General features: G+C 36.5%; 11 protein-coding genes. 9 read left to right on the plus strand and 2 right to left on the minus strand.

Annotated elements, in window-relative coordinates:
• Window positions 1-9 precede the first annotated feature (9 nt).
• The 6 genes from opp4C (at window position 10) to M1D60_RS11260 (ending at window position 6,466) form a co-directional block, all read left to right on the plus strand.
• The gene (gene opp4C / locus M1D60_RS11235) at window positions 10-930 is read left to right on the plus strand and encodes an oligopeptide ABC transporter permease (protein WP_456279237.1); all 921 of its coding nucleotides are present in this window, start codon (window positions 10-12) and stop codon (window positions 928-930) included.
• A 45-nt stretch (window positions 931-975) separates the two neighbouring features.
• Window positions 976-2,631, plus strand: coding sequence for an ABC transporter substrate-binding protein (locus M1D60_RS11240; protein ID WP_456279238.1), 1,656 nt, complete (start codon window positions 976-978; stop codon window positions 2,629-2,631).
• Window positions 2,632-2,708: 77 nt separating this feature from the next.
• Window positions 2,709-3,560 carry an alpha/beta fold hydrolase gene (locus M1D60_RS11245; RefSeq protein WP_456279239.1) on the plus strand — a complete coding sequence of 284 codons (852 nt, stop codon included), beginning with the start codon at window positions 2,709-2,711 and terminating at the stop codon, window positions 3,558-3,560.
• 51 nt (window positions 3,561-3,611) lie between these two features.
• A complete protein-coding gene (locus M1D60_RS11250) occupies window positions 3,612-4,877 on the plus strand; it encodes an amidohydrolase family protein (protein WP_456279240.1) in 1,266 nt (421 codons plus the stop codon).
• A 183-nt stretch (window positions 4,878-5,060) separates the two neighbouring features.
• Complete coding sequence (locus M1D60_RS11255) at window positions 5,061-5,954, plus strand: CPBP family intramembrane glutamic endopeptidase (protein ID WP_456279241.1); 894 nt, start codon at window positions 5,061-5,063, stop codon at window positions 5,952-5,954.
• Window positions 5,955-5,998: 44 nt separating this feature from the next.
• The gene (locus tag M1D60_RS11260) at window positions 5,999-6,466 is read left to right on the plus strand and encodes a GNAT family N-acetyltransferase (RefSeq protein ID WP_456279242.1); all 468 of its coding nucleotides are present in this window, start codon (window positions 5,999-6,001) and stop codon (window positions 6,464-6,466) included.
• A 243-nt stretch (window positions 6,467-6,709) separates the two neighbouring features.
• Here the strand turns inward: M1D60_RS11260 and M1D60_RS11265 are convergent, their stop codons facing one another.
• Complete coding sequence (locus M1D60_RS11265) at window positions 6,710-8,179, minus strand: potassium/proton antiporter (protein WP_456279243.1); 1,470 nt, start codon at window positions 8,177-8,179, stop codon at window positions 6,710-6,712.
• Window positions 8,180-8,410: 231 nt separating this feature from the next.
• On the opposite strand from M1D60_RS11265, the gene M1D60_RS11270 reads away from it, so the two are divergent.
• From M1D60_RS11270 to M1D60_RS11280, 3 genes are all read left to right on the plus strand, one after another.
• A complete protein-coding gene (locus M1D60_RS11270) occupies window positions 8,411-9,007 on the plus strand; it encodes a DJ-1/PfpI family protein (protein ID WP_456279244.1) in 597 nt (198 codons plus the stop codon).
• A 42-nt stretch (window positions 9,008-9,049) separates the two neighbouring features.
• Window positions 9,050-9,553: a GNAT family N-acetyltransferase gene (locus M1D60_RS11275; RefSeq protein WP_456279245.1), complete on the plus strand. Its 504-nt coding sequence runs from the start codon at window positions 9,050-9,052 to the stop codon at window positions 9,551-9,553.
• A 178-nt stretch (window positions 9,554-9,731) separates the two neighbouring features.
• The gene (locus M1D60_RS11280) at window positions 9,732-9,926 is read left to right on the plus strand and encodes a YwbE family protein (protein ID WP_456279246.1); all 195 of its coding nucleotides are present in this window, start codon (window positions 9,732-9,734) and stop codon (window positions 9,924-9,926) included.
• 39 nt (window positions 9,927-9,965) lie between these two features.
• Here M1D60_RS11280 and M1D60_RS11285 read toward each other — a convergent pair whose 3' ends face one another.
• On the minus strand, window positions 9,966-12,020 hold the full coding sequence (locus tag M1D60_RS11285; protein ID WP_456279247.1) for an EAL domain-containing protein: 2,055 nt from the start codon (window positions 12,018-12,020) through the stop codon (window positions 9,966-9,968).
• Window positions 12,021-12,230: the final 210 nt, after the last annotated feature.

Genomic DNA, 12,230 nt, shown 5'->3' on the forward strand with positions numbered 1-12,230 from the left:
GGGAAGTAAATGTCATTGCCAAATTTAGATGTAGATAAATCCCAGGTTGTGATCAACACAGCTAACCAAGAAGGTTTAGGTAAAGAGGAAAGCTATCTAAGGGTTATAACGACCCGTTTTCTTAAACATAGGCTTGCTGTTTTAGGCTTAATCATGTTTGTAATCATTGTCTTAATGGCTATATTTGCTCCTCTTATTGCTCCTCAGGACCCTTATGAGGTTGGTTATGAGTTTGAAGCAAAGCCTTCAGCGGAACACCCACTTGGAACAGATCAAGTAGGGCGTGATGTATTAAGTCGTTTGATATATGCATCAAGAGTCTCGCTATCAGTTGGTGTCGGTGCTGTTGCTATTTATGTAGTAATAGGAACAATACTAGGTGCAATGGCTGGTTATATGGGTAAATGGGTAGATATGCTAATCATGCGTATCACTGATGTATTTATGTCATTCCCATATCTAATGGTTATTCTAGTGTTAGTTAGTGTGATGGGGCCGAGTTTATTTAATATCATTCTAGTTTTAGGACTGCTTGGTTGGCCACCGATTGCGCGATTAGTCAGGGGAAGTGTGTTATCTCTTAAAGAAATGGATTATGTTAAAGCGGGGGTAGCATTAGGATATACAACACCAAGAATCTTACTAAATCATATTTTACCTAATGCAATTGCTCCGATCCTCGTTAATGCAACCTTTGGTATTGCATTTGCGATCATTATGGAAGCATCGTTAAGTTTCTTAGGAATGGGAGTTCAACCACCTACGGCAAGTTGGGGGAATATGTTAACGGAAGCTCAATCGTTAACTGTATTAGCTCAGCAGCCTTGGTTATGGGTTCCGCCGGGATTAATGATTGTCTTGGCTGTAATTTCTATTAACTTTATGGGTGATGGCCTTCGTGATGCAGTTGATCCAAAAAGCTTTAAGTAGTTAACACTTCTTATATGTAACTATTAAAAAAATGGGGGGAAAAACATGAAACACTCAGTTCAAAAGCTATTGAGTTTACTAGCAATACTTTCTTTATTATTTATTGCAGCTTGTAGTGGTGCGACAGATCCAGCAACTAGTGAGGAACCTGCAGAAGGATCTTCTGAACAACCGGCGACTGTCGAAGGGGACCCAGGTACCATGTTTATCGGGTTAGTTAACCCACCTACAGGATTCAACCCTATTAACTCTGGAGACGTAGCGGCGATGTTTATTCAAAAGTTCTTCCAGGATACGTTATTAGAAATGGATGGACCTTTAAACTTCGTACCCCGCTTAGCCGAATCATTTGAATCGACAGATGGACAGAATTATACGATTAAAATCAATAAAGATGCTGTATGGTCTGATGGAACTCCAGTAACAGCAGATGACTTAGCGTTCACAATTAACACAATTGCAAATCCAAAATCAGAAACATCTCAAGGTGCTAATATCTCCATGCTAGATGGCTTAGAAGCTAATGGTAAGTTACCTGAAGGCCAAACAGAGCTTTCTTCTATTAAGGTTGTTGATGAAAAGACAATTGAATTAAAGACAGCCGTACCTGTTGATCCTAACTATATGAAGGAAATGTTTGGACTGAACATTCTAACATTACCAAAACATATTTTAGGTGATGTACCGGTCGAGGAGCTTGCTACACATCCATATATGCAAAACCCTGATGTAACAAATGGAGCATTTAAATTTGTAAAATATGAAAAAGATCAATACGTAGAACTAGAAGCTAATCAAGATTATTATGCTGGTTTGCCTGAACTTGAAAAATTATTTATCAAAATCATGCCAGCTCCAAACTTAGTTGCTCAGCTACAAACTGGAGAACTTGATTTTAACGTATCAAAAGGTATTGGTAAAATCGCTGTTCAAGATTACGATACAGTAGCTGCCTTTGAACATGTTGAAACATCTGTAGAACCAACGATTGGTTTCCAAACAATGATGTACAATACTGATAAATTAAGCACAGAAGTACGTAAAGCACTATCTATGGCAGTTGACCGTCAGGTTTTAGTAGATAAGCTATTAAAAGGATATGGTGAATATATTGATGGACCTTATTCTTCTGTTTCTCCATTCTTAGATAAGAGTGTGGGAAGTATTGATTATGATCCAGAAGCTGCAAAGAAAATGCTAGAAGATGCAGGATTTGATTTCAGTAAGCCATTAGAACTAGTTGTACCAATTGGTAATAAAGTGCGTGAGCAATCCGCTCCGATTATCGCACAAAGCTTAGCACAAATCGGTGTTAAAACGGAAATTACAAACTATGACTTCCCGACAATCATGCAAAAAGGTGCAGCTGGAGAATTTGATTTACTTTTAATCGGATTTACATTAACACTTGATCCTGATGTATCGAGCGTATACTCTACAGGATCTACTTATAACTTTATGCAATACAGCAGTTCTGAAATGGATAGCCTACTTCTAAAAGGTAAGCAAGAAGCAGATCCAGAAAAACGTAAAGCGATCTATAGTGATATACAAAAGCTAATCATCGATGATATTCCTGTTCTAACGTTATATTCTGACCATGACTTTGCTGGTGTGAATAAGCGTGTTGAATTTGGTAAGCCAAAAACATTTGGTACGCACCACGACCTACAAAAATGGGCAGTTAGTGGGGCAAACTAATCGTTTTACCTGAAAATGAGAAAAGACGTCGTTCCTACGACGTTTTTTCCTTTTCATTTCATAAAGGGAGGGATTTCATGTTCACAAGGATTAATGGTTGTCAGATTTATTATGAAGTACACGGAAAAGAAGATGGTAAAGCGATATTTTTTATCCATGGTGCTCCAGGTTTAGGTGATTGTCGTGCAGACCTAAGTGCCTTTCGTTCTCTTGGTGATGAGTATAAACTAGTGTTTTTAGATATGAGAGGATCTGGTAGATCTGAAGAGAAACCGCCTTATACACATGAGCAATGGACTTCAGATATTGACGAATTAAGGAAACATCTCAGCCTTGAAAAGATTATGATTCATGGTGGCTCATACGGTGGGTTCCTATCACTTGTATATGTTCTTCATTATCAAGAGAATGTTTCTCATGTGTTTTTAAGGGATACTGCTGCTAATCAGGACTATCATCACCTCTCCACAGAAACAGCACTAAAGGCCAACTTACCTGGAGTAACAAAAGAAGTCTTAGATCGGCTTTGGAAAGGAGAGACTGAATCCAATCAAGATCTTAAAGAAATTTTCGGTGCCCTTTTACCACTTTATACCGTCGAACAAAATCCAGATCAAATTCAAGAAAGAATTGACTCGATCTATTACCACTATGAAACTCACAACTATGCTTTTAAATTTAACCAACCAACTTACAATTTGCGAGATCAGCTTAAACTAATTCGTGTTCCCGTTCTTATATCTGTAGGAAGACATGATTGGGTAACGCCAGTCGAGTGTTCTGAAGTATTGGCAAAAGAAATACCTTTTTCGAAGCTCTTAATCTATGAGAATAGTGGCCATTCACCTCATGCCGAGGAAAATGAGAAATATCTAAAGAATCTACGTCAATTTATCAATGAAACCTCAAATGAGGAAGTGGCTCAATGAATTAACAATCAATTCAGGAAAAAGAGACTTATAACGAGAGGAAGATGAGAAATGACAGTCACAATTATTAAAAATGGTAGATTAATAGATGGTAATGGTGGGGAGCCGATTGTGAATGGAGCTATTGCATTTGAAGGTGAAAAAATAGTCTATGTAGGTAAAGAGTCTGAATTGCCCCCTTTTAATGGAGAAGTAGCTTATATTGATGCAGAAGGAGGAACCATTCTCCCTGGATTTATTGATACTCATGTTCATATGATGCTTGAATACGAGCCTGTAGAACAACGATTAGCGACTCCTTTTTCATATAATTTTTATAAAGCCATTAATTATATGAAAAATACAGTCAATGCTGGAATCACAACAGTCAGAGATTGTGGTGGAACAGATGTAGGCGTAAAACAGGCAGTCGAGAATGGAATAATAGTAGGCCCGCGTATGCAGGTAAGTATAACGGCGTTAACAACAACGGGTGGTCATGGTGATTCATGGACTGCCTCCGGACAAACGGTTAAACTCCTACTTGATGAATATCCAGGGATGCCGAGCGGAATTTGTGATGGTGTTGAGAGTGTTAGAAAAACTGTGAGAGAAATCCTACGAGCAGGTGCTGATGTGATAAAAGTACATAGCACAGGTGGAGTATTAAGTCCAACTGACCACCCTGAATTTACACAGTTTACGATCGAGGAACTAAAGGTAATGGTCGAAGAAGCGAAATTCCGTCGAGGATTAAAAGTAATGGCACATGCACAAGGTGCGGAAGGTATTAAAAATGCAATTAAAGCTGGTATTCATTCAATTGAACACGGAATTTATATTGATGATGAATGTATTGAGTTGATGCTAGAAAACGGGACCTACTTAGTTCCGACTTTGTTAGCTCCTGTTTCAGTTCTAGAACTTGCTGAAAAAGTTGGTATGCCTGAATGGGGAGTAAAGAAGGCGAAAGAAGCAATCGATGCCCACAGAGAAAGTATTGCAAAGGCTTATAAAGCTGGTGTAAAAATTGCTATGGGTACAGATGCAGGGGTTATGGCACACGGTACGAATTTACGAGAGCTTGCGTTAATGACAGATATCGGGATGACTCCTATGGAGGCAATTGTTGCTACAACAAAGGTGGCTGCTGAATGTATGGGGTGGGAAGACCGAATTGGAACCCTGGAAGCAGGAAAGCTAGCAGATATTGTGATTAGTAAAACTAATCCAATCGCAGATATTCGTTCATTAGAAGATCATGACAACATTAAAGTGGTGATCCAAGGTGGGAAATTATTGAAATCCTCACCAGTTGCAGTTCAAGCTACGGTGTAGGTATGTGGGACATTCGTTACGTCTGGGAATAATTAACAGCCTTTCAAAAAGAGTGTTTTGTCTTCGGCAAAACACTCTTTTATCATTTATTATAAATTTACATAAAAAAAGGAGGATTTTTTATTAGATGGGAGGAATAGGTAATTAAATTAAAATACGATTTTTTCTAGGGAGGACCAACCTATGAAAGCAAAGTTAACTCCTGCTAAAAGAATTTTTATTGCCTCAATTACAACTCTCTTAGCTATGTTTGTTGTCGCCGGGAGCCTTTTATTATTTGGTTATTTAGATGACATGATCGAAAGTAGAATCATTACATTTATCGTGAATATCTTTGTAGCCATTATTAATATTTCAATTCTGTCATTTCTACTTCGGAAATTAGATGGAGCCGATATTAGAGATTTAGGCTTCAAGATTGATCGAAGAGGACTAGTCTTTGTTACAGTAGCCTTTGCCTTAACGGTAATCTTAATTGTTAGTTACGTGGGACTATTAATCAATTTTGGTCTAATTAGTGGTATTTTTAACAAAGGATTATTAAGCGAACTAAATTTTTATTTATTGGTAGTAGGTTCATATTTGGGTTGGATCGTTGCTGCTTCTCATGAGGAAGTATTAACAAGAGGATATTTCATGAAGAATCTTTCCCATCGGAAAATAATTTCAGTTTTATTAATTTCATCATTTCTTTTTACAATCATTCACATTCCCTTTAGAGGGGTCAATCCTTTTATGTTAGTAACCTGGTTTCTGGGTGGTATTTCATATGCTTACTTATATCTAAAATCAGGAAGTTTAACCATATCAACACTAGTTCACGCTATTCATAATCTTACTAATGATCTAGCCTTCTATAATATTGAATCCTTTTCATTATTTAGTTTAGGGGAAAACCTTACCTCCATTTATAAAGGAATCTATGAATTGCTATTATGTGTGGTCATCGTTTTATTAACTTACATGTTTTATGGGAAGAATGGTTTTTTTACACCAGCAAGCCATTTAAAGAATTTTTGGGCTAAAAAAAATAAAATAGATATAGACACCGAAGAGTCTACTAATCTACCTATTTAGTAGGTTAGTGGGAGATATTGAAACTATGAATGGAGATAAAGAGTATGTCTTTAACAATTAGAAAGATAACAGAAGAAGACGAATCATTTATTCTGGGATTATCTACAAGGTTTACTGAGTTTGATTTCATGGAGTGGAGAGATTCTAAAAAGATGCAAGATGCCCAATTAATAATGGCAAAAGAATCTATTACTAACTTAGATGAAGACTCTGATATGTTTGTGGTTGAGGATGAAATGAAAAACTTATTAGGATTCCTTCACCTAACGAAGAACATTGACTATTTCACTGGGGAAAGTCAAGGTTATGTATCTTCTATCGTTGTTTCCAAAGAGGGAGAAGGCAAGGGGATTGCAAAATTGCTAATGGATAAGGCGGAAGAATGGTCAAAAAGTAAAGGCTATAAACAATTAACTTTACATGTATTTGCTCAAAATGAGAGAGCCGTGAAATTTTATGAAAAACTTCAATATGAAACTGAGATTATAAAGATGGTTAAACCATTAGATTAATAGAATCAAGAAAACCAAGATGAATGAGCCTCTTGGTTCTTTTCTTTAAGCTGTGTTAAAGTACAGTGTTGATTTCTAGCAGGGTTGATTGAAGTGGAAGGACGCGAGACTCCTGCGGGAGAAGCGTGGTGAAGGAGACCCCGCAGGCGGTAACGCCGAGGAGGCTCCCGAACCCGCCCGCGGAAAGCGAGTGTCCTGGAACGGAAATCAACAACAAACATTAACAGAGCCTTTCTTTAATTCCTAACTATGGTAAATAAACATTTTCTTTATTTTGCTAATACTGTCTTTTTCCGCCAATATATACATGATATCACCAACAAGTACTCTAGTATCACCACGGGGAGCGATCAGCTTGTTATTTCTTATTATCGCATTAATAACTACATTTTCTGGAAGAACTACCTCTTTAAGTGGTTTATTTATAAAAGAAAGATCATCTCTAACTTCTACCTCTATAATTTCTGCATTGGATTTACCAATCGATACAAGCTCAAGAGTATGAGGCGAGCTCACCCTTTCATTACCCTTTAATCCAAGTCTAGTAGCAAACATAGGAATGGTTGATCCCTGAATAAGCGCCGAAGTTAACACAACGAAGAATACAACATTAAATATAAGTTGGCTATGCTCGACACCTGCTATCATTGGAAACGTAGCTAATACAATCGGTACTGCTCCGCGAAGACCGGCCCACGAAATAAACACCATTTCTTTCGTATTGAACTGAAAGTAAGGAATGGATGAGAAAACTGCAATAGGGCGTGCAATAAAAATAAGTATAAGCGATAAAAGTACTCCCTTCCAAATCATGTCCCAAGTCATTAATTGGGAAGGGAATACTAACAATCCTAGAATGATGAACATGACAATCTGCATCATCCAGGCAAATCCTTCATTAAATCTGAAAATCGCATGGCGATAGGTTAAATCTCGATTCCCTATGACGATTGCCGCAACATAGACAGCTAATAAACCACTAGCATTCATCATGGCCGTTACACCATACGTTAGGATGGCAAAGGCGATTGCAAGTACAGGGTAAAGTCCACTTGAATCTAAATTAATCGAATTGATTGATTTTGAACCAATCCATCCAAAAATAAAGCCTAGTACTAAACCGATTCCCATTTGCCAGAAGAATGATAAAATTAAAATGAAAATGTTCGCTTGGTCATTGACAATTAATTGAATGACAGACAACGTTAAGAACACTGCCATTGGGTCATTGGAACCTGATTCAGCTTCTAATGTAGCTGAAATCTTATCTTTAACATTTTGACCTGTTAACACAGAAAAAACAGCTGCTGCATCCGTTGAGCCCACAATAGAACCTATCAGAAAAGCTTCAAGCCAGCCGATCCCTAATAGCAATTTTGCACTAACCGCAACCAATACGGTTGTTATAATTACCCCGATCGTTGCAAGGGAAAGTGCAGGTTTCGTTACTTTCTTAACCGAACTCCATTTAGTTTGAAGACCACCCTCGAATAGAATAATCACTAATGCAAGTACACCAATCAGTTGGGCGATATTAGCGTTATCGAAATAAATAATACCTAGAACATCACTTCCCATTATGATTCCGAGGATAATAAACAATACAAGAGCGGGTACTCCAAGCCTTGTTGAGAATTTGGTCGTAATGACTCCAAGTAGTAATAATAATGAGAACAGTAATATGAAATAATCCGTATCAAAGTGATGGAGCATAGGGACCTCCTTGTAATTTGCAATTTAAATAAGCGCACAAATATGTATTTTATTATTATACATTAAGGGATTAATTGAAGGTAGCGATAGCTAAACCTGAGCATTAAAAACATTAGTGTGAAGTCCTTTAAGGATAAAGGTTTTACGGGTCTGTTTGTTGAATTTAGACTTAAACTAACAATTGTTTTGTATATAGTCAGACGCATTATATTAAGAAAAGGGGGAGATTTTATGAAAAATAAACAGTGGAAAGTAGGTATCTTTTTATTTGATGAAATTGAAGTTCTGGATTTTGCTGGTCCTTTTGAGGTTTTTTCGGTAACTAGTTATGAAAATGATGATAAACCTTTTATTGTCAAAACCATTTCAGAGAAAGGAGAACTGATTCATGTCAGAAATGGATTAAAAGTTCAACCAGATTACGGATTCCATCATATGCCCCAGTTTGATATTGTTATTATTCCTGGTGGGCTGGGGGTTAGAGAAAGAGAAATTTACAATGATCGTGTAATTACGTGGATCTCAGCTGAAATGGAAAAGGTCCAGCTAATGACATCTGTTTGCACAGGCGCCCTTCTTTTAGCGAAGACAGGTATTCTTAATGGTAAAAAAGCGACTACACATTGGGCTAGTCTTGAACGATTCAAAAATGAATTTCCAAAAGTGGATGTCCAAGAAGGTGTGAAATTTGTGGATGAAGGTAACGTTATTACATCTGCTGGAATTTCTGCCGGTATAAATATGTCCTTTCACATTGTCAAAAGATTAGTGGGTGCAGAAATCGCGATGTCTGCCGCTAAAAGAATGGAATATGATATTCATTTGTAGGGTGTAATCTATGAAATTTATTTAATTTTTGGGGGAAAAGAAATGTCAATTCCAGTTGTTAAAAGATACATTGATCAATATCAAAGCCAAGTGGTTAATTTAATACTTGAAATACAACAAGAAGAATATAAGATTTCTATTACAAAAGATGATCAACCAGATTTATTTCAAATTGAAGAGTTTTACCAGTCAGGTAATGGAGATTTTTGGGTAGCTATTTATGAAAATTCAGTGGTGGGGACAATTAGTTTATTGGATATAGGTAATGACCAAGTTGCCTTAAGAAAGATGTTTGTAAAAAAAGAATTTCGAGGAAATAGCTTTCAAACTGCTAATTCATTATTACATACTGCAATCAATTGGGCACGCCAATGTAAAGTGAAAGAGATTTACCTTGGAACAACTCCACAGTTCCTAGCGGCGCATCGTTTTTATGAAAAGAATGGATTTATCAGTATAAATACTGAGGATTTACCTAATCAATTTCCTGTTCTTGACGTTGATAAAAAGTTTTATAAATTTAACCTAGAGACTGCCCTCTTATAGAAGAAATCTTATGACACTAGACTTTCTTGATGGGAAGGCTGTGTAGTTTATAGTAGCCTCATAATATTTTTTAGCAAGGATAACCTAAGGTAAAAGGAAGATTAGGTTTATGGGAATATCCTTTATAATGTTTCATTACCACATAATATGTTACGGTATAAAATAGAGGTGAAAAAATATGACTGGTACAAATCGTCAGGCTATCAAACAAGGACTAAAAGTTAAGGTTGTACAAAAGCAAGATCAACGTACTGGAACTCTTACTGAAGGAATCGTTTCAAAAATACTTACCAATTCAACAACCCATCCACATGGAATCAAGGTAATGCTGACATCGGGAATTGTTGGAAGGGTAAAGGAAATTATAGAATGAGCTAATCATTCAAAAAAGGTAGGAATCCAAAATGGAAACCTACCCAAAATTTTTCTGGTTTTCAACTAACTTTTGATTATTTCTAATCTCAAGAAACTCTCTAATTCGAGGTCCTGGTAAGGGAGCGCTAATAAAATATCCTTGAGATTCCTCGCAGTATTCTTTTGTTAAAAACTCGAACTGCTGCTCTGATTCAACGCCTTCAGCTACTGTTTTTAAATTCAATTGCTTCGTTAAGGTTAAGATGGCTTTAATTATAGCATCGCCACTTTGTATTCCGATGTCTTGAATAAATGACTTATCAATTTTCACGTAATCAATTGGTAGCTGCTTTAAGTAGCTTAATGAGGAATATCCAGTTCCAAAGTCATCAATAAAGATTTTTACACCAATTGCTCTTATTTTTGATAAAGTTTCTATGATTTCATGCTGATTTTTCATCATTTCGCTCTCGGTAATCTCTAAGCTGAGCCATTTTGGTTCAAGTTGAGTCTCCGTTAATATACTATTCACCCGTTCAGTAAAATCATGAAGCTGTAATTGTTTTATTGAAACATTGACAGCAACCCTTGTCACGATGAGGCTTTCTTCCTGCCACTGTTTATTTTGTATGCAGGCATTTCTCAGCACCCAGTCACCAATTTCATTGATTAAGCCGGTATCTTCAGCAATTGGAATGAATTCTAATGGGGGAATTGCCCCTAATTCAGGGTGATTCCATCTAAGCAAGGCTTCAACTGCTCGAATTTCATTCGTTGATAATTCAATAATAGGTTGATAGTGAAGCTCAAACTCATTTTGTTCTAGTGCACGTCGTAGATCATTCTCAAGTCGAATACGATGGTCTGCTTTAGTGTCCAACTCTCGCGTATAAACAGCATAACCGTTTCTACCATTGGATTTTGCCTGATACATTGCAAGATCTGCCTGCTGAAGGAGAGTGTGGTAGTTCTCACATGCTCCAGTAATACTTATACCAATACTACTCGTAGTCGTTAGTACCATATCATTTAATTCAAAAGGCTTTTCCATAGCTTTTATAATTCTTTCGGCAATCTCAATGGGTTCATTATTATCGTTAAGATCTGGAAGGAGAATCGTAAACTCATCCCCACCTAATCTAGCAACTGTATCAGTTTCTCGAACTTGACTTTTTAGGCGTTCTGCTACTAATTGTATAAGTTGATCTCCCGTTTTATGGCCGAACGAATCATTGATTAACTTAAATCGGTCGATGTCAATAAACATAACTGCCATTTTCCCAGCTTGCTTTGTATAACTAAATGAGTGAGATAATCGGTCTTCAAATAAGCGTCGATTAGGAAGATTTGTAAGAGGGTCATAATAGGCAAAGAAATTCGCTTGTTCTTCTGCCTTTTTCTTTTCTGTTACATCCTTGCCAATCCCGTATACACCGACGATTTCATCATTTACAATAATTGGAATGCTTGCACAGGATAATTCTACTCTTTTTCCTTCTTTATCTAATATAGCTATCTCAAATTGCTGTGTGTTTCCCTTTTGAGCTTCGCTGAAATGATTCATTGCCTCTGGGATATCTTCTACAACAATAAAAGGAGTAAAGGATTGACCAATAACATCTTCGGGCTTGTATCCCGTGATGTGCTCACAAGCAGGATTCATGGATATAATTTGGCCATTTAAGTCAATAGAGTAAATCATATCAGAATTATGGTAGAAGAAAGACTCATACCGTTTTTCACTAAGTTTTAATTGTTCTTCTAAAATAACCTGTTTTGTCACATCAATAATTGATCCTATAATGATATATGAATCAGAAAGCAAGTGGCTGTAAACTTCGAGATGAACTAAATCCCCGTTTTTTTTCATACCCTTCAATCGGTAGGCTGTTTTTAACTTAGCCTTTTCAAGTCCGTTTTGAATAATATATTCGTACGAGTCAAGATGGAAAAGACCAGCTAGTGTAATACGATTGTTGGTGAAATCGTCAACTTCGTAGCCAAATAACGTTGAAAAAGCTGGATTCACATAATTAAATTGTTCCTCTTGATAAATAAATTGAGGTATTAAAGAATGTTCGATTAATTCCTTATAAAAATTAGTTGATTGCATATTTATTCATTCCTTATAGATGGTCTTTTGACTCTGTATAATTATTAAATATAGTGGATATTAGATTGGGAAATTAGAATAATTCTATATATAAAGACTATAATCAATAAATATATCCGTAAATAGGAATCAGTTCCTAAAAGTAATGTCAAGATGTTAAATACCCTATATCTACTGAGAAGAGCAAGGGAATTAATTGTTAAATATTCT

This window comes from Bacillus sp. AK128, assembly GCF_053903075.1.

Coding starts and splice junctions, on each gene's coding strand:
- M1D60_RS11255 (WP_456279241.1), top strand. CDS start 5,061: ATGAAAGCAAAGTTAACTCCTGCTAAAAGAATTTTTATTGCCTCAATT.
- M1D60_RS11245 (WP_456279239.1), top strand. CDS start 2,709: ATGTTCACAAGGATTAATGGTTGTCAGATTTATTATGAAGTACACGGA.
- M1D60_RS11270 (WP_456279244.1), top strand. CDS start 8,411: ATGAAAAATAAACAGTGGAAAGTAGGTATCTTTTTATTTGATGAAATT.
- M1D60_RS11265 (WP_456279243.1), bottom strand. CDS start 8,179: ATGCTCCATCACTTTGATACGGATTATTTCATATTACTGTTCTCATTA.
- M1D60_RS11280 (WP_456279246.1), top strand. CDS start 9,732: ATGACTGGTACAAATCGTCAGGCTATCAAACAAGGACTAAAAGTTAAG.
- opp4C (WP_456279237.1), top strand. CDS start 10: ATGTCATTGCCAAATTTAGATGTAGATAAATCCCAGGTTGTGATCAAC.
- M1D60_RS11260 (WP_456279242.1), top strand. CDS start 5,999: ATGTCTTTAACAATTAGAAAGATAACAGAAGAAGACGAATCATTTATT.
- M1D60_RS11285 (WP_456279247.1), bottom strand. CDS start 12,020: ATGCAATCAACTAATTTTTATAAGGAATTAATCGAACATTCTTTAATA.
- M1D60_RS11240 (WP_456279238.1), top strand. CDS start 976: ATGAAACACTCAGTTCAAAAGCTATTGAGTTTACTAGCAATACTTTCT.
- M1D60_RS11275 (WP_456279245.1), top strand. CDS start 9,050: ATGTCAATTCCAGTTGTTAAAAGATACATTGATCAATATCAAAGCCAA.
- M1D60_RS11250 (WP_456279240.1), top strand. CDS start 3,612: ATGACAGTCACAATTATTAAAAATGGTAGATTAATAGATGGTAATGGT.